The following is an 18771-nucleotide window of genomic DNA, read 5'->3' on the forward strand; positions in this document are numbered from 1 at the left end:
GATAGTCCGGCCGCCCCGCGGCCAGCGCTTCAAGGAGGGTGGTGGCGCGCCTTTGCGCGTACATAGATATTTGAAGCGATGGCGCTGCTCAATCGCAAGCGCCCTGACTGAATGTGATGGCGAGCCAGTATCGGGACAATCACTTAGCTCCGTCCGGGCCCGGCTTGGCCAGCGAACCGAAATCTAGCATCAGCGAACGGCAGAGCGGCGATACACGAATGTCCGATTGCATAAACTACAAGCTTTTTATCAATGGAACGTGGCGCTCGGGCGGAACGGGCGCGGATCTACCCGTTATCAATCCTGCCACCGAGATGGAATTCGGCCGAGTGGCCGTCGCGTCGGCTTCGGATCTGGATGATTGTCTGAGGTCCGCGCAAGCTAGCCTGCACTTTTGGGCAAACACCCCGGCCGAGGAACGTGGCGAGCTTCTTATTCGAGCGGCGCGGATTCTCAAAGGAAAAATGGACGTAGCGGCGGCAGCACTTTCGAGGGAGCAAGGCAAGACCCTGACAGAAGCGAAGGGCGAGTACGCTCGTGCGGTCGAAATGATCGAATGGAATGGTGCTCAGGCAGCGAAATTATCTGCGCCATGGCCGATAGACCCAGAAAGGCTACTAATACCGGAAGCGATCGGAGTCGTTGCCGCATTCACGCCATGGAATTACCCCGCTGTTCTCAACGCTCGAAAACTTGCCGCATCTATCGTCGCGGGCTGCCCTGTAATCCTGAAGGCAGCAGAGGAAACGCCGAGTGCGGGAGTCCACATGATCGAGGCCCTGCAGGAAGCGGGAATCCCGCCGGGCGTTGTGAGCCTGGTCTTCGGAAATCCCCCGATGATCTCTGAATACCTTCTTGGTTCCTCTTTAGTCCGAGCTTTGTCCTTCACGGGCTCTACGCCGGTCGGCAGACAACTCGCCAAATTCGCAGCAAACAATCTTCAGCGCTGCGTTCTTGAGCTCGGCGGTCACTCCCCCGTTGTTGTCTTTGGAGACGCAGACCTGACAAAGGCCATTTCGGCGATATCCGAATACAAGTTCGAGTGCGCTGGTCAAAGCTGCAATGCTCCTAGTCGCATTCTAGTCGAAAAATCGATCTATAAGGAATTCCTGGCGAGGCTTGTTCAGGCGGCAGAAAAAATCAGAGTCGGCGCACCCGATGATCCTAACGTAGACATGGGACCGATGGCGAATTCGAGACGCGTCGAAGCGATGGAGCGCCTGACCAAGGATGCTGTCGATCGCGGAGCGCGAGTTGAAACCGGTGGTAAACGCATTGATCGGCCGGGGTACTATTGGTCACCCACAATTCTAAGCAACGTTCCCCCTGGGTCACAGGTCTTACGTGAAGAGCCGTTCGGGCCAATTCTCACTGTCGCCCCATTCAGTGCAATCGAAGAGGCGATCGAGGAGGCGAACGCGACGGAATATGGCCTAGCATCCTACTTCTTCACCGAGTCCCCTGAAATTCAGAAGCGCATGATCCGCAGCCTCTCGGCGGGGGCAATTAGCTTGAATCATCTTAAGGGAGTATCTGCGGATGCACCAAACGCCGGGATCAAACAAAGTGGTTATGGCTACGAAGGCGGCGTGGAAGGCGTGAGGGCCTTCCAAATCCTGAAGCTCGTCAACGGGGCTAAGGCAGTGCCTCTCGCCTAAGGGGACAGCAGCCAATCAAGGACTGTCGAGGTTCCGGATTAGTTGATCAGCCGCTCCTGGTAGAAGTCGCTCGCAGACCGCAGAGCTTAACGGATTGAATGCCCGCCGCAGGACAACGGCAGTCGAGATGTAACAAGCTGGATTGAGAGCGCAATGAAAATCCTTCCTACTGTGAGAGATGTTATTCTGGCCCCCGGTAACGGAAGCTTCTTCTACGACGATCAATCTGCAATACGGGAAGGCGCGGCTCAGGATGGCTTTCGCTACTTAGGGACTCCGCTGACGCCCGGCTTCACGAGCATCCGCATGCCGGCGCGTTCGCTCAGCATCGGCCTCGTCTTGTGGGACGATGTGATCGTGTGGGGCGACATGATGAACGTACAATACTCGGGCGCAGGCGGTCGTGACCCAGTTTTTCAACTCGAGGCAATACAAGCCCTCACGAAATCCGTCGTGATCCCGCGACTTCTTGCGGCTGACGTTTCTCAGTTCCTTGGTGCTTGCGAGCGCGTGCTTGCGTACCATGAGGATAAACGGCTACCGCTCGCCGTCGAATATGGAGTGAGCCAGGCGTTGCTACGCGCCGCTGCGCACATTGCCCGGACCACGATGGTCGAGGTGATCTGCTCCGAATACCACTTGCCACTGCCGGATGAACCAGTTCCGATCTACGCTCAGAGTGGGGATTCAAGAGAAATCAACGTCGACAAGATGATCCTCAAGTCTGTGGGTGTGCTTCCGCACGGACTAATCAACTCGCGTGAAAAATTCGGCCCCTCCGGCGAAAGGTTTCGTGAGTTCGTCAAATGGGTCGCAAAACGTACAAAAGAGATCGGCGAGCCGGGTTATCACCCAATTCTGCATTTCGATGTCTACGGTTGGATCGGACAAGAGATTGGAATGGACGCAGAAAAAATTGCTGATTTCATCGCGCGAGTTGCGGATGACGTTCCGGGCTATCGGCTGCATATTGAATGCCCGGCAGACTTTGGCTCAACCGCAGCTCAACTAGAGGGATACGCCAAGATCGTCGCGATTCTTGACAGGCGCGGCACAGAAGCGCGAGTTGTAGTCGACGAGCAATGCAATACGCTCGATGACGTCCGCCTCTTTGCGAACGCGAAAGCGGCGCATCTAGTTCAGATCAAGATGCCTGACGTCGGTTCCATAGCCGATTCTGCGAGAGCCGTGTTGGCGTGCAAGGAAAGTGGCGTTGGTGCGTACGTCGGTGGGAGCTGCACCGAAACGGACTTGTCGGCGCGGGCAGCGGTCAACATTGCAGTCGCTACTCAGGCTGACATGATCCTCGCCAGACCGGGCATGGGTGTGGATGAAGGTCTGTCGATTGTGGGCAATGAGCAGAATAGACTTCTTTGCATTCTCAACTACAGACGCCGCCAAGGGTCATGGCCTAATGCCAAAGCAGTGTCCGCATGAGAAACGCACTCGAGGGTATTACGGTCATTGCCGTCGAGCAGGCGGTAGCGGCGCCTTATGCTTCCTGCCGACTTGCGGATGCTGGTGCCCGTGTCATCAAAGTCGAACGACCTGATGGCGACTTTGCACGAAGTTACGATAAACTCGTCAATGGTCTGAGCGCGTATTTTGTTTGGTTGAATCGTGGAAAAGAATCGATTTGTCTCGACCTGACCATCGAGGAAGACCGAGCCGTTCTCGACGCGATGATTGCCGAAGCAGATGTCTTCATTCAAAACTTAAAGCCTGGTAGCATAACAAAGCTTGGCTTTGGTTCTGCCGAACTTCGAAAGCGCTTTCCTGACCTAATAACCTGTGACATCTCTGGTTTTGGCGATGGCGGTACGCTTTCGAATCTGAAGGCGTACGACCTGATTGTGCAAGCTGAGACCGGGCTTTGCGCCATCACCGGCACTTCACATGGCCCCGCGCGCGTCGGCGTCTCTGTGTGCGACATCGCAGCCGGTATGACAGCTCTCAACGCCATTCTGCAGGCGCTGCTCCTCCGGCAGTGCACGGGGAAAGGAACTAGTATTCAGATATCGCTCTTCGATGCCATCGCGGACTGGATGAACGTTCCCGTCCTTCAGTTCGATTACAGCGCATACCAGACAGCACGAGCAGGTGTTAATCACCCATCTCTAGCCCCCTATGGAGCGTACCGCTGCGCAGACGGCAAAGATGTCATCCTTTCCGTTCAAAACGACCGTGAATGGATCAACTTCTGCACCCAATTCCTTAAGCGACCTGAACTAATCCGACAGCCAGGTTTAGCCGATAACATGGAGCGAATCGGCAACAGGGCCGCCTTGGATGAAATCGTCAACAATCACTTCTCGCAAATCTCGAGTGAGCAGGCCATGAGGGGGCTGGGGGCGGCCGGAGTCGCATATGGACGGCTCAACCAGATCGAGGATGTATCCAAGCATCCACATCTACGACGGATACCGGTGTCTACGCCGGCAGGGGAGGTTCGTGTGATCGCGCCGGGCGCAATCTTTCCCGAAGAAGAAGAAGTTGACGAATTCCGATCTGTACCTGCTTGCGGAGCCGACTCTGAGAGGCTGCGCAACGAGTTTCGGAAGGGGCGAGTAGCTGGCTAATCGGACACGACAGCAGCTGTTGCGCTCAGCATCCCTAGCAGAGGCTATGGCGCGTGGCGCATAGTCGTAGCTGATCCGCAACAGAACGCGCACAGCTGACGCAAGAGGACGACGCACCTGCGCGGAGCTGCGTGATCCGCAGAACAGGTGGAGAGGTAGATAGCGGACCGCAGCGATTGCACAAGGGCGTATCTGCGGACCGAATCTAAAAGACTGATCCGGCTCGGGTAATGAATGTTGCCGGGGCGCCGATAGCGCCGCGCTAGGTGCTATTGACCGTTCCTCTTACAAAATGACTCGAAGCCGCAGCCGTGTTCATCTGTTGCCTTAGTTCCTCGGCAAATTGCCGGGCCAGATGCGATGGCGGTCGGAAGCTCGAGTTCAGCAGCGCGACGCGTTGAGGTATGAGCGGTCTAAACCTAACCAGCACGCATCGATCATCGCGGATGACACAGCTGGGCCAGGGATCGATCAGCGCTATGCAGCGCCCAGAACTAGCAGCCGCGAATGCTACAGCCGAGCTATTTGCCTCCATTGCCACTTGCATCCTTATTCTGGTCGCTTCGAAGCACTCCCGCAGCAAATAACTCGCCGGCGCGCCGACGTACGTAATTATGAGGGGGTGGCCCTCCAGATCGCGTGGAGTCAGGAATTCATACCTCTCAAAGACATGGCCGCGATGAACAGCCGCAACGATCTCGCTTTCACCGATTATCTCAGTGTCCAGGTCGCGATCCTCTACGGGCCCGTGCAATAGCCCAAGGTCCACCTGATGATGAGCTGCCGCCTTTATCACCTCGGCGCGCGATCCCGTCACCACTCTCAGTTTCACATGCGGTGCTTTTAGCTGCAGAGCCACGGCTGCTTGAACAACAACGGATGTCGCCAATGTCGGGATCACGGCGATGGAAACTTCCCCTGCTTGTCCGCACCGGAACTCCTTAACCCGATCTTCGAAAGCCGTCACGTGCGTGAAAAGGCGTGTTGCTTCGTCGTAAAGTCGAGTCGCATCTTCTGTCGGGATCAGCCGTCGTCGCTCGCGCCCGAACAACACCAAGCCCACATCCTGCTCTAGCTCGACCAGGGCTTTGCTAACTGCGGGCTGCGTGACTCCAAGCCTCATCGAGGCGGCCGTTACGCTGCGCGTCTCGAATACAACTCTGAACACTTCCAGCAGTCTTAGGTTGAGGCGTCTCATTACCAATCGATTATGTAGTCCGCAGAACTATTCATTAGACAGAATATGCGGGACGCGCAACTCTTGGGCACATTCAACGAGAAGGACCAACATGCTGCTCTTCGAGAGATCGGAATATTTGACACGCGTCGCCCGGATCAAAAGAGCGATGACGCAGCGTGGCATCGATCTTCTGTTGGTAGCTTCGCCGGCAAACCAATTCTGGCTGACGGGCTACGACGGATGGTCATTCTACACCCCCCAGATGGTGGTGGTTAGTCAGCGCCATGAAGAGCCGATTTGGATCGGCCGTGGTATGGATGCCGTCGGGGCCAAGTTTACGGCGTTTCTCGCAGCCAAGAACGTCGTGCCCTATCCCGATAAATACGTCGGCTCGTCAGAACTTCATCCAATTCAGTTCGTCAGCGAGGAGCTGCAGCGTCGCAGCTGGGATCGCGGCAGAATCGGTGTTGAAACCGATGACTACTATTACACAGCCAAGTGGGACGCGATCCTAAAGAATAATCTTCCGAATGCCGAATTCGTCGACGCGTTCTTGCTAGTCAATCGCTGCAGGATGGCAAAATCTGCGCGCGAGCTCGAGTACATGCGCCAAGCGGGGCGCATTGCTGCTGCAGCCCAGAGGGCCGCATTTGATGCGGCGCAACCCGGAGTCCGCCAATGCGACGTCATGGCTGAAGTCTACCGCGTCACCACGGCGGGACTACCTGAGTTTGGTGGAACGTTTCCGTGCAAGCCTCCCAATGCCATGGTGGGTGAATATTGTACCGCGCCTCACTTGTCGTGGACTGATGCGCCCTTAGTCAGAAACGATCTATTCTATATCGAGCTCGGTGGCGTAAGGCATCGTTATCACTCGCCTCTTTCCCGGTGCATTTACCTTGGCAAGCCGACCGAGCGAATGATGTTTACCGCCAAGGTGATCGCCGAAGGCTTGAATGCCGTTCTCGAGAAGGTCCGGCCCGGTGTCGTATGTGAAGAACTTGCCGCCGCTTGGAAGAAGGTAATCTCGCGATACGGCGTCGAGAAGGAAAGCCGAATTGGCTACCCTGTGGGCATTGGTTACCCGCCAACCTGGGGAGAGCTCACCGCCAGTATTCGTGCAGGTGATCGCACTGAACTGGAGCCAAACATGACGTTCCACTGCATTCCGGCCATTTGGACTGAGGACTTTGGTGTTGTGATCTCAGAGACCTTCGCGGTGACGGATCGAGGTGCCGATGTCTTCGCCGAATACCCCCGCGAACTCCTGTACAAGAGCTGAGGAGCTTCTGATGGAAAGCGGTTTGCTCAACGGAGGGCATAACCTCTACGGTCATCGGATTGGCATTTTGATGATCGAAGGCCGCTTCCCGCGACCAGCTGGTGCGATCGGGAACGCGTCATCATTCCCATTTCCGGTGATGCACCACGTCGTAAAAGGATGTTCGGGCAACCGAACCGTGCGCCATCTTGCCGCCCTCGATCCCGAAAGCGACGAGTTCCGAAAGGCAATAGCGCCTTGGGTCAACGGTGCTCGTTACCTCGAGGACCAGGGGTGCCAGGCGATTACAACGTCATGCGGCTTTGCCATTCTGTTTCAGAAATACCTGCTAGAGGCGGTCAACATCCCAGTCTTCTCCTCATCACTCATGTTGGTCCCGTTCGTCGCGTCTACCTTGAGAAAGGGACGTCGCGTCGGAGTAATTACTGCCGATGCAAGAAGCCTATCCGCGCGTCATCTTCTCGCGGCAGCTATCGACCCCGCGAGAATCCACGTTGTCGGGATGGACGACTGCCCTGAGTTTGCGGCAACGGCTTGGGAGGACAAGACGACGTTAGACTTTGGACGCGTGAGCAACGAAGTGGTTACCGTCGCCAAGCGACTGGTTCACGAGGCTGCCGATACAGGAGCTCTCCTCCTGGAATGCTCGTTGCTGCCGCCCTATGCCGCCGCGGTTCAGGCGGAAATTGGCCTACCAGTATTCGATTTCACGCATTTGGTGTCTCTTGTTCATCATGCGTGTGCGCGGACGCCCTTTTCGGGTTTGCTCTGATGCTTAGCCGGATCATATCTGCTCTCTACCCCGTCAGTACGCTCGTTGCTTTACTCGCGATTTGGTACGCCGCGGTGAAAATCTTTCGCGTCCCACCATATCTCCTGCCTCTGCCGGGTGACGTAATCCAGCGCATGAGAGAAGATTGTTGGTTTCTGCTTCATCACAGCTGGATCACCATTTGCATCACTTTGGGCGGGTTTCTGTTGTCGATCGCCTTCGGTGTGCCGCTCGCGATCGCTCTGGTAGCGTCGCGAATACTTGAGCGTGCGCTAATGCCCTGGCTAATCCTGAGCCAGACCTTCCCAAAGGTCGCTTTGGCGCCACTCATCGTGGTGTGGTTCGGCCTAGGGCTGGGGCCGAAATTCGTGATTACGTTTCTGGTCGCTTTCTTCCCGATCTTGATCTCGACCATCGTTGGCCTGCGAAGCATCGAGCGGGAGATGATTGAGCTCGCGAGTTCTGTTCGCGCGAGCACGCTGCAGATGTTCTTCCATTTTCGACTCCCAATGGCCCTGCCGAACATCTTCGCAGGCATGAAAGTCTCAATCGCTTTTTCCGTGGTCGGCGCAGTGATTGCCGAATGGGTAGGGACCAATTCAGGACTTGGATATTTGTTACTGCAGGCTAATGCCAATCTGGATACGAGTCTGTTGTTCTCCGTGCTGGTGATGCTGCTGATTATCGGCGTAGTGCTCTACTATCTGGTCGAATTTATCGAGCAGTTAGTCATACCGTGGCACAGCACGATACGTCTACAAAACATGGCTGCGTGATCTTCCCAACGGATCGATACAAGGGTGGAGACAATGAAGAAGATCTCAAGACGGACCGCCGTATTTGGAGCGGGGACATTCGCACTATCGGGGCCATTAATCAGGCGAGCGAAAGCATCTACGCCGATCAGCTTCAGGCTTGATTGGGCGATCTACGGCTCGCATGCGCCGTTCTACCTGGCGCTCCAGGAGAAAATGTACGAGAAGGCCGGGTTAGACGTCACCATCGGTGAGGGGCAGGGTTCGGCCACGGTGGCCAAAATCGTCGGGCAAGGGAATGATCCGGTCGGCTTTCTCGATTTCACCAGCACCATTAGGGCTGTCGAACAGGGTATTCCGCTGGTTGCGATCGGGCGAGTGATTTCGAACGTCATGTGTGTCATTAGTCACGCGGAGGCGCCTATCCGCGCGCCAAAGGAGCTCGAGGGCAAGGTCGTTGCGTATGGAGCTACCGAGAGCACCGGCCAGATGCTTCCTGCGCTGTTGCAGCGCTCGGATGTCGATGCCAGCAAGATCAACGTGCTCAATCCGGCTACCGGAGCAAAAAATGCGGTGTTTCTGCAGGGGCGCGCCGACGCCATTCCCGCCAACGTGAACGTACAAATCGCGCAACTCGAGGAGCAGGGGGCCAAACTCTATCATTTTCTATTCAGCGACTTCGGCGTCGAAATGATGAACAATGGGATCGTCGCTAACACCAATTGGGTTCGGCAAAACCGCGATGCAGCCAAGGCGTTCGTTCGTACGTCTCTGGATGCGTTCATGATGTCCAAGGAGGATCCAGATAAGGCCATCGACCTGCTCATCAAACGGGTGCCACAGCAGGCGCGTAACAGAAATGTTCTACGTCGACAACTCGACCTGACGTTCCCGTCTCTTGTAACACGCAACACAGTGGGAAAACCGCTTGGCTCTATGGCCGATCAGGATTGGCATGACACACAAGACTTATTGCTAAAGTATGGAGGACTGTCTCGAGCCGTTGAGCCCAGCAAGCTCTATACAAACGACTTGATCGAGGGCTGAGTGCGGTATGGCTCAGCCGATTGTAGTACGCCATGTCTCGAAAGCGTTCGGCGTTGGCAAGGGGAAGATTGAGGCCCTGCAGGACATCGATGTTGAAGTGAACGCCGGCGAATTCGTAGCCATCGTTGGCGCCTCGGGATGCGGAAAATCCACACTGCTGCGACTTGTTGCTGGCCTGATGGCGCCGACAAATGGACAAATCCTGATCGGCGGTAAAGTCGTCACTGAGCCTTCACCCGGGATCGGAATCGTGTTTCAGACGCCAGTGCTTCTCCCATGGCGCAACGTACAACAAAATGTTCAGCTACCCTTGGACATTCAACGATCTGGCAAAGAGCCAAAGCGGATTGACGAGCTGCTGGCGCTGGTCGGCCTCCGTGGTTTCGAGAGAAGTAGGCCCTACGAATTGTCTGGGGGCATGCAACAGCGGGTGGCACTATGCCGCGCACTCGTGACCAATCCGTCGTTGCTCCTCATGGACGAGCCGTTCGGGGCTTTGGATGCACTGACCCGGGAGCAGATGAATCTCGAACTCCAGCGGATCTGGATCGAGACTGGCAAGACCGTCCTTCTGATTACGCACAGTATCACGGAGTCGGTCATGCTTGCCGATCGAGTCGTGGTCATGACCCCGCGCCCCGGACGCATCCAGGAGATCATCAAAATCGGACTGCCGCGCCCTCGTGACTTCTCTTCTCTGCGCGACCCAGAATTTCATAGAGCCTGTGAGCGGATACGCCTGCTGATGAACGCGTCTGGACTTATGGAGTAGTCCCAAGTGAATGTAACAATTGAAAGCGAGACCTTCAGGTCGCATCGACCGGTCGTCATGGGCGACCGCGGGATGGTAGTGGCTGGTCACCCCAAGGCATCCGAAGCGGGAGCGGCCATGCTGCGGAACGGCGGGAACGCGATGGATGCGGCGATCTCAGCCGCTGCGACTCTTGCGATCGCCATCCCGTTCATGAACGGTCTCGGAGGAGACGCCATCGGTCTTTACACAATGCCAGGAGGCGATGTCACCGCGATCAATGGCTCCGGAGCAACGCCACGCGCGATGTCGGTTGCTAGCTTGCGCAGCCACGGTCTGACCGCAATGCCACAGCGAGGCCCTTTTCCGGTTACGGTGCCCGGCGCGGTCGCAGCCTGGGGCGAGGCGCTCAATCGGTTTGGCAGCCGGCCTCTGGCGGAAATTCTTGAACCGGCGATTGCGCTCGCCGAGCAGGGCGTTGCGCTCGACGTTTCGGCGGTGGAGTTCTTCAACGGTGCCGAATACGCCGCTCTCGTCAGCGAGTTCCCTGCACTTGCCGCCAAGTTCGGTCCAGCTGGCGGACGCCAAATCGGAGAGCGTTTAAAGCAGCCCAGCGCCGCCGAGACGATGCGGGTTCTAGCCACACAAGGATGGCGGTCGTTCTATTCGGGCGATCTTGCCCGGCAATGGCTAGCCGAAGCCCGCGCTCAGAGCGTTCTGATCGATTCGGAAGACCTCGCAGCGCACGCCACTTTGTTTCAGCGCGCGCTGTCGACGTGGTGGCGAGGGTTACAAGTGCATGTGGCGCCCCCGAATTCTCAAGGTCTAGCACTGCTCGCAATGCTCGGACTAGCCGAGGCTCAGCCTGCCCCGCCGCCATCCGATAGATCGGATCCTCTCATAGATCCCGTTGCATATCTGAGGCGGAAAACCGTCGCGTTTGCGATGCGCGACGCCTACTGTGCGGACCCACGAAGAATCCGTATGCCGCCAGACCTCCTCTCGCCTGATCGGTTGCGGACATTGAGCCTCGATGCAGGTCCCGCCATGAGCTTCGCGGGCGGCGGCGATACGTCGACATTGGTCGTTGTAGACGCTGCCGGTCGCGCTGTGTCTTGGGTTCAGTCGTTGTTCGAGGCGTTTGGATCCGGCGTGGTCTGCCCAAATCACGGCCTCGTCCTGCACAATCGCGCCATGCTCGAGCGCCTCGATGATGATCCGGTGCGCGGTCTACGCGGCGGGTTTCGTCCCTTTCACACCCTGTGCCCGGCCTTGGTCACCGGGACGGGAGGCGTGGAGCTTGCCATAGCTACGCCAGGGGATCACGGCCAACCGCAGTCGCTGTTCCAAGTCATGCGGCGCCACTTTGAGCAGGGCCTGGACATTCAATCGGCCATCGAGTGGCCGCGTCTACGCCATGACGCCGGTCGGGACGTTATGCTGGAGCGCAGATGTCCGTCGAGCTGGGACTCGACTCTGTCGAAAGCCGGTTGGGCAGTGAAGCGAGTAGATAGCTGGTCCCGTGTGATGGGCGGAGTCAATGCGATCCGGAGAACCGAAGGCCAGCTATTCGGTGGTGCCGATCCGCGGCGGTCCTCGTACGCAATTGCGGAGTGATCAAAAGCTGACGATGTGGGCGTGCTTTGCTGCGGCAGGCAGATGCGGCGCGTGAATGATGATGAGAACGGAAACGGACGAGATCCCCAAAGTGTATGTCTGCGGTTGTTTACCAACCAAAGTGGGGTGAATTCGCAGGTTGTTCGCAACTGCTATTCCCGAGACGCCGCGGGATGGCGTGACGCTGTCAGCCTATCGTAGCTGCCGACCTGCCGTAGTTTTCCAGCGTCATCTTAGATACAGCGCAGCAATACTGCGGGCGACCCAAAAAAAAGCAGGATGAGAACCCTAGGACGGGTTCAATCTCGCCGGGCGACCGAGATGATGTGAGACGATAGATTCCGAGCAATTCAGGTTCGCAAGGGCAGTGCGTCCCTGCGCAGGCCAGCCGCAGAAAGTGCTAGAGCGGTGACGCTACCGATCGAGATGCGTTGTGCACTTTGGTCGAAAACGAAGAGATCTAGCTGATATTCAGAATGGGAGCAGGCATGCACCACAATGTTGAAAGGTTCCGCTCTCTGCAGAGCGAGACAATCTCCTGGCGCCGCTACCTCCATCAGAATCCTGAGCTCGACTATCGGGTCCACAACACAGCTGCCTTCGTAGCCGAGAAGCTGGCTTCATTCGGCATCAATCACATCGAAACCGGCATAGCTGAAACCGGCATCGTTGCGTTGATTCAGGGTGAAGGCGGCGAGGGGCCGACCATTGGTCTGAGAGCAGACATGGACGCATTGCCAATCTTGGAAGCTACAAACAAGCCGTGGTCTTCGACAACACCTGGCAAAATGCACGCATGCGGCCATGATGGCCACACGGCCATGCTGCTCGGCGCTGCTAAATATCTCGCGAGCACGCGCAAATTCAAAGGTACGGTGGCCCTAATCTTTCAGCCTGCGGAGGAGGATGGTGGGGGCGACAAACTGGGCGCTCAAAAGATGGTCGAAGCAGGAATTATGGAGCGTTTCGGTATCTCCAGGGTTTTTGGCATGCACAACGCGCCTGGGATGGATGTGGGCAAATTCGGTATCTGCCACGGACCAATTATGGCCGCGCAGGACGATTTCGAAATTTCCGTGAAAGGTAAAGGAGGTCACGCGGCCAAGCCGCATCAAGCCATCGATCCGGTTGTCATTGCAGCACAGATCATCATCGGTCTGCAAACCCTGGTCTCGCGCAGGACGAATCCGATCGAGTCGCTGGTGATATCCGTAACCAAACTCAGGGCCGCTCAGGCCAACAATATCATTCCAGATACTGTGGAGATGGGCGGCACCGTTAGGACGCTCGTGCCTGCCCTCCGAGATTTTGCAGAAGAACAAATGCCCGTAACCGCGCAAGGAATTGCTGCGGCATATGGCGCTGATATTGAATTCTCTTACCGGCGCTACGTGCCCGTCACGCTCAATCATGCGGAGGAAACCGAACTGGCGATCAGGGCGGCCGGTAGGCTCGTCGGGCCAGGTGCCGTCAACAACAAGCAAGCTGTTAGCATGGGAGCGGAGGATTTCGCTTACATGCTAGAAGCCCGCCCGGGCGCTTACATCTTCGTTGGCAACGGGCCGGGCGCCGGTGTGCATCACCCGGCATACGATTTCAACGACGAAGCGCTGCCCTATGGCATTGGCTATTGGGTGAATCTAGTCGAGACAGCGCTAGCCGCCTGAGGCAAAGAAATTCCAGCTCTCCTGGAGGAGTTGAACCCCATCCGGCTCAATCTAACCTTTGTGTCGCCGCGGATAGTCTGTTGCGCGGGCTGGTTCTGGGATTGCGCTATAATGCGACTTTCAATTGATTGGCGAAATCCAAATCGTCGGATCGCCTTCGCGTGCGTACATCAGTCTCGTCACCCTGTAGCTCTAGCTGCTCGCCCCTTACTTTCGAGGCGCGTAGAAAAGCCGCGAGACACGGAACTGAAAGGAAATCTGAATGGCTAACGGCGCGATGGCGCTCCTGATCAACAGCCGCTCGCAGAATTGGCTGCCGGAGCGCTGGAAGGCACGCTTCGAGGCGGTCTGCGGCGACCGACCCGTGGTGCTGTTGCCCGATGCCCGGCTCGACCCGACCGAGGTCCATTATGCGGCGGTGTGGAAGCCACTACCAGGCGAGCTTGCCGCATTCAAGAACCTGCGCGCAATCTTCAACTTGGGTGCCGGTGTCGACGCGCTGATGGCCGATAGGAGGCTGCCGGACGTGCCGCTGGTCCGCATCGCTGTGCCTGATCTCACGAGCCGCATGACCGAATATGTCGTGCTGCATGTGTTGATGCATCATCGGCAGGAGCTGTATCTGCGGCAGTCGCAGCGCGACAAAATCTGGGAGCCGAGATATCAGTGGCCGGCCAGTGCGGTTACTGTCGGGATCATGGGGCTTGGCACGCTGGGCGCTGATGCCGCCAAGGTCCTGGCCCGGTTCGACTTCCGCGTCGTCGGCTGGAGCCGCAGCGCGCGCACCCTCAGCGGGGTTGAATGCTTTCACGGCGCCGCGCAAATGACGGCTTTCCTGCACAAGAGCAATATCCTTGTCTGTCTCTTGCCGCTGACGGACGATACCCGTGGCATTCTCAATCGTGATGTCTTTGCCAAGCTCGACCGCATGAGCCCGCTCGGCGCGCCGGTGCTGATCAATGCCGGCCGCGGCGGCTTGCAGAAAGAGGACGATATCTTGGCCTGTCTCGACGACGGCACACTCGGCGCCGCTTCGCTCGACGTCTTCGTGCAGGAGCCGCCGGCCAAGGACAGCCGCTTCTGGACTCATTCTAATGTCGTCCTGACGCCGCACAATGCGGCCGACACTGATGCCGACGAGATCTCGAAATACATCGCCGCGCAGATCACGCGGTTCGAGGCCGGCGGAACGCTAGAGAATGTGGTGGATCGGGCGCGTGGGTATTGAAGCCCTCAGCTGACCGGCAGCGGCGAGGCGCCCGGCCGCCGCGGTGATTGATGTCGCTATCGACCGGTCCGGACGATTGCTGGGTGAAGCTCGCGCCGAACGAAAGGCCCGAGATTCGAGATCAGGCCATTCGACCCGCGCACTTGCGCGATAGGGGCCCAGAGTTGGCGTACATGATTCACAAGGTTCGATGATCACAGAATCGGCCGAGGCAAACGGGGCAGGGGAGTTCCTTGCATAAATCTCCGCCATCATGCGATTCGTTGGATTGAGGTTATTTCCGGTAGGGATGGAATTCTAGCTTCAGGGGCTTGCGGCACGGGTATATGGCGGGCCTAATGCGCACAATTTTGGTTGGAGCTCCATCCGAACGCTTGCTGCGGGGCCACCAAGGCAAGCTCTGTGGTCGCCGTGCGCGGTGGCCAAGCCCGGCCTTCACCTGCAGTAGACATAATAAGCGCGCTCAACTCAACTCTGAATGGGTTTGCTGGAGAGACGCGATGTGGCCACCCAATCGGGATCGATCGGAGTGAGTCAACATCCAGCCTCCAGGAGGATATGTGACGTCCTGAAGCACACCTTGGAGCAACAGCTCAGCCATTTCCTCGGGCAGCGCTCAATCTGCTTCGGTCTCAGAGATCGGGGCCGCATGATGCTTGTTTTTTCGGTCTGGCATCCGCACGCAATTGGGCAATCCAACCCACCCAAAAAGTTTCGGTTCGGGGAACGACGCAATCACGGACGAAGAGGGAAGCGTGCTGTCGGTACTGCTTTAGATGCCGGTTACAAAGTCATCCATCTATGATTTGGCAGTATTTCTCCAATTTAGCGCTTATGTCTGCAACCATTAGGCGTTGAAGTGGCTCTAAGATATTTCCAAGGGCCGATCGTGAGCTTAGACTGGATCGCTTTGAGCGACCATTGCCGCTTCTACGACGTCCTACTGCGGAAGGGACCTGACACAGATGATCGATCCAGCTCAAACTAAAGCCTCGCTGAAGCCAAAACCGCAGTTCTATGGGGCGCCTGTGGGCATTCTGATGTTCGAGCGTCCTCGCGACCCCTTTGACCGCCCATTCATTCCAGGGAGCGTCGGCAACGCCAGCAGTTGGAGTGTCCCAGTGCGATACAAGACGATGCCCGGCCTCAGCTTCGACCGAATTCTTGGGCCTAACGCTGGGGACGTGGCGCAGATCGTGGCACACGCCGCGGCCGAACTCGTCGACGAAGGTGCTCAACTCATCACCTCCAACTGCGGGTTCATGATTCGCTACCAAGAGCCGGTTCGAGCCGCGGTCGATGTGCCCGTACTCTTGTCCAGCCTGCTCCTCGGACCTTTTCTTGAAAGAGCACTTCCTCAGGGCAAAGCACTAGGCATCATTACCGCAAACGCGTCCTCTCTCTCACCGGACTTGCTGGCGGCAGCAGGGCTGCGCGCTGAACGAGTTGTAATTTCGGGCCTCGAAGGCGCTCCGGCCTTTAGCGCAGCTTTTTTGTCCTGCAACGCCGATTTGGACATTGCCGCTGTCGAGAGCGAGACAGTTGATGCTGCGGTGGCACTACTTGAAACACGCCCGGATATCGGGATGCTCCTCCTCGAATGCTCAGAGCTGCCGCCTTTCGCAGCAGCGGTCCAACGCGCTACCGGCATTCCGGTCTTCGACTTCACTTCAATGGTGGAATTCTTTGTCCGTGGCTTGATACGCAGACCGTTCACCGGCGTTGGCTAGATTGTAGACAGCGCGCGGGGGCATCCAATTCTTTCTGAGAGCACACAAGGCCTGTAATAACGCAAGCGCGCGCTAGTGCACAACACGCGAGACTACAGGAGCGCGTTGGCGTCTTTTGGGACTTGCCAGAGGGTCTCGCGCGGTTTACCTCGCCGGCTCGATTGCGAGCGACGTTGCGGCCACCATGCAAGCCCGAAAGCTTGCCTGGGACGGATGGACCGCCATTCCAGAAGCTGAATGCACGTCCTTCGAGACGCCGGAGGTTCGCGAGGCGCAATGAATATTGTGCAAGATCTACGTACTTTGGGACGGCGGATCCCATAGGGCGATCATCTTCTTCATCGACGGACACCGTGCCGTGGGGATCTGGCGTTCCTAAAACCACTCGCCTTGTGCAGCCCCCAGGCTTCGTGCCGCGGCTTCCCACCTCTTGCATGACGACGTGGATGACCTCGCGCCGGTCCGGGGTCGATAGCAGACTTCGGTTGGATATTACCAGGACGGGCCCCGACAGGAGGCAGGCTCGATCAGATCACCAATCGGAAGCACGCATTTGTGCAGCTCGGCAGCAAAATCGAACTGGGCCTGAATCGATCGCGAGTGGCGCCGTGCTCCAAGGGAAAGAAGCTGGCGCCGGCTCTTACGGCGATAACCACGTCGGTATACCTGCTTGAGGGAACTCATGCATTTCTGCCGCGTGGACGATAGGCCACTACTCGGCACATTCATAACCTGCGCAACAGTATGTGCGCACGCCGGATTTAGTCGCGCGCTGATATCTTTTGCAGGAAACGGGCGCTGAAGTGAAATCTACTAACACTCAAGCGACAACGACCGCGAACTCCAGCGCAATGGAGGCAAGGGGACTTATAATGTCTACGAAACCGGCAACACAGATTGCAGATCTTACTGCGCATGACTGCCTTGCGCTTTATAAGAGCCGGGATTTGTCTCCAGTTGAAGTGACCGATGACTGCTTGAGGCGCATCGATGAAACAAATTCCGAGTTCAACGCATTCTGCTTCATCGGCGTCGAACAGGCCAAAGCCCAAGCGCGAGTCTCAGAAGCCCGGTGGATCCGGAGCGAGCCATTGGGTTTGCTTGATGGATTGCCCGTAACCTTAAAGGACGTCACGCTCACTCGCGGTATGCCTACACGCTGGGGCTCGAAGTCGACCAGTGAGGGGGGGCCCTGGGATGTCGATTCCCCGGCCGCTGCACGTCTGCGGGAGGCGGGAGCCGTCCTTCTTGGAAAGACAACTACCCCGGAATATGGCTGGAAAGGTGTTACCGACAGTCTACTTTTCGGAATTACTCGTAACCCTTGGAATCCAGACCTCACGCCAGGTGGGTCGTCCGGTGGTGCGGCAGTTGCCGCAGCGTTGAATCTCGGTTTTCTCCATCAAGGAAGCGATGGCGCTGGATCGATACGGATTCCCGCAAGCTTCACAGGCACGTTCGGCTTCAAGCCGAGCTTCGGGTATGTCCCCCAGTGGCCGCCCAGCGTATTTACCACGCTCTCGCATACCGGGCCGATAACTCGCACAGTGGCCGACGCGGCCCTCATGATGAGGGTTATCGGCCAACACGATGTCAGGGACGGATATGCGGGTCCGGAATATCCATTCGGCGACGTTCCTCTCAGATCCACATTAAAAGGGTTGAAAGTAGCCTATAGCCGAGACTTCGGGTTTGTGGATGTGGACAGAGACATTCTGAAGGTTACGGATGCGGCCATTCAGAAGATCGAGTCCCTCGGCGCAGAAGTAGTCGAGATAGATCCAGGTTTCGATGATCCGCGACCACTACTCCGAACGATTTGGTTTGCCGGCGTGGCCCGGATCCTTCGCCGACTGAACAACGAGCAACGTTCTCTCCTTGAACCCAGCTTCTTGGATTACGCAGAGCGAGGTTTGTCGGTCACTCTTTCGGAATATCAAGACACTCAAGAAGCGTGTTTCGAACTTACGGCTAAGATGGCTGCGTTTCACCAAGAATTTGATCTCCTAGTCACGCCAACGATGCCGATCGCACCTTTCCCAGTTGGGCGTGATGAGCCAGACCATCCAAATTGGACGCCATTCACCGGCCCTTTCAACATCACAAAGCAACCAGCAGCTTCCTTGCCGTCTGGATTAGATAGCAATGGTCTTCCCGTCGGCCTCCAATTGGTCGCTGCGCGCTACAACGATATGACTGTGCTATCCGCAGCACAGGTTCTTGAAAGTGCATTTGGGCGTCTGGTCCCGCCGAGGCCATGTGCGTTAAAGCTGCAAACAACTGCCCCGCTCGCGAAGTAACTACAACATGTGGCGAGAATGGCTTTCACCCTCGCCAGCCATGACGCGCGTTGTTGGTAGGAGGGGACCATTTCGATGAGCAACTTGGTAGCGCGCGGAATGCAATACCTGAGGTGACAGACACGTCGCGTTGTCTTGATGACAATCGTGTGTCAGCACCAAGGACGGAGAACTAAGCGTGGGAGGAAGAATGAGCCAGTTGATT

At 57.1% G+C, this 18771-nt stretch carries 14 protein-coding genes; 13 read left to right on the plus strand and 1 reads right to left on the minus strand.

Annotated features, from left to right (window positions below; translation table 11 throughout):
• The first annotated feature begins 218 nt into the window (after positions 1-218).
• The 3 genes from BRA1253DRAFT_RS29225 (at position 219) to BRA1253DRAFT_RS29235 (ending at position 4237) form a co-directional block, all read left to right on the plus strand.
• A complete protein-coding gene (locus BRA1253DRAFT_RS29225; RefSeq protein WP_007600351.1) occupies positions 219-1658 on the plus strand; it encodes an aldehyde dehydrogenase family protein in 1440 nt (479 codons plus the stop codon).
• Positions 1659-1811: 153 nt separating this feature from the next.
• Entirely contained in the window at positions 1812-3095 is a 1284-nt protein-coding gene (locus tag BRA1253DRAFT_RS29230) for a methylaspartate ammonia-lyase (protein WP_007600353.1), read from the plus strand.
• Positions 3092-4237 (plus strand): CaiB/BaiF CoA-transferase family protein, encoded by a 1146-nt coding sequence (locus BRA1253DRAFT_RS29235; protein ID WP_007600355.1) that lies wholly within the window; start codon positions 3092-3094, stop codon positions 4235-4237. The genes BRA1253DRAFT_RS29230 and BRA1253DRAFT_RS29235 overlap by 4 nt, the downstream gene beginning before the upstream one ends.
• A gap of 262 nt (positions 4238-4499) precedes the next feature.
• Here the strand turns inward: BRA1253DRAFT_RS29235 and BRA1253DRAFT_RS29240 are convergent, their stop codons facing one another.
• Positions 4500-5435 carry a LysR family transcriptional regulator gene (locus tag BRA1253DRAFT_RS29240; protein ID WP_007600357.1) on the minus strand — a complete coding sequence of 312 codons (936 nt, stop codon included), beginning with the start codon at positions 5433-5435 and terminating at the stop codon, positions 4500-4502.
• 91 nt (positions 5436-5526) lie between these two features.
• Between BRA1253DRAFT_RS29240 and BRA1253DRAFT_RS29245 the strand changes: the two genes are divergently transcribed.
• The 10 genes from BRA1253DRAFT_RS29245 (at position 5527) to BRA1253DRAFT_RS29290 (ending at position 18566) form a co-directional block, all read left to right on the plus strand.
• Positions 5527-6699, plus strand: a complete 1173-nt coding sequence (locus tag BRA1253DRAFT_RS29245) for a Xaa-Pro peptidase family protein (RefSeq protein WP_007600358.1) — start codon at positions 5527-5529, stop codon at positions 6697-6699.
• 10 nt (positions 6700-6709) lie between these two features.
• Positions 6710-7471, plus strand: a complete 762-nt coding sequence (locus BRA1253DRAFT_RS29250) for an aspartate/glutamate racemase family protein (protein WP_007600360.1) — start codon at positions 6710-6712, stop codon at positions 7469-7471.
• On the plus strand, positions 7471-8247 hold the full coding sequence (locus BRA1253DRAFT_RS29255; protein WP_007600362.1) for an ABC transporter permease: 777 nt from the start codon (positions 7471-7473) through the stop codon (positions 8245-8247). Before BRA1253DRAFT_RS29250 ends, BRA1253DRAFT_RS29255 begins: the two co-directional genes overlap by 1 nt.
• 33 nt (positions 8248-8280) lie before the next feature.
• Positions 8281-9273 carry an ABC transporter substrate-binding protein gene (locus BRA1253DRAFT_RS29260; protein WP_007600364.1) on the plus strand — a complete coding sequence of 331 codons (993 nt, stop codon included), beginning with the start codon at positions 8281-8283 and terminating at the stop codon, positions 9271-9273.
• Positions 9274-9280: 7 nt separating this feature from the next.
• Positions 9281-10045: an ABC transporter ATP-binding protein gene (locus BRA1253DRAFT_RS29265; protein ID WP_007600366.1), complete on the plus strand. Its 765-nt coding sequence runs from the start codon at positions 9281-9283 to the stop codon at positions 10043-10045.
• 117 nt (positions 10046-10162) lie between these two features.
• Positions 10163-11641: a gamma-glutamyltransferase gene (locus BRA1253DRAFT_RS29270; RefSeq protein WP_157158640.1), complete on the plus strand. Its 1479-nt coding sequence runs from the start codon at positions 10163-10165 to the stop codon at positions 11639-11641.
• Positions 11642-12129: 488 nt separating this feature from the next.
• Complete coding sequence (locus BRA1253DRAFT_RS29275) at positions 12130-13308, plus strand: M20 aminoacylase family protein (protein WP_007600369.1); 1179 nt, start codon at positions 12130-12132, stop codon at positions 13306-13308.
• A 262-nt stretch (positions 13309-13570) separates the two neighbouring features.
• Positions 13571-14536 (plus strand): glyoxylate/hydroxypyruvate reductase A, encoded by a 966-nt coding sequence (locus BRA1253DRAFT_RS29280; protein WP_007600371.1) that lies wholly within the window; start codon positions 13571-13573, stop codon positions 14534-14536.
• 965 nt (positions 14537-15501) lie between these two features.
• A complete protein-coding gene (locus BRA1253DRAFT_RS29285) occupies positions 15502-16266 on the plus strand; it encodes a hypothetical protein (RefSeq protein WP_007600375.1) in 765 nt (254 codons plus the stop codon).
• Between the two features lie 872 nt (positions 16267-17138).
• Positions 17139-18566, plus strand: coding sequence for an amidase (locus tag BRA1253DRAFT_RS29290; protein WP_007600381.1), 1428 nt, complete (start codon positions 17139-17141; stop codon positions 18564-18566).
• Positions 18567-18771 lie beyond the last annotated feature (205 nt).

The sequence above is a fragment of the Bradyrhizobium sp. WSM1253 genome, assembly GCF_000244935.1.
GTDB lineage: Bacteria > Pseudomonadota > Alphaproteobacteria > Rhizobiales > Xanthobacteraceae > Bradyrhizobium > Bradyrhizobium canariense.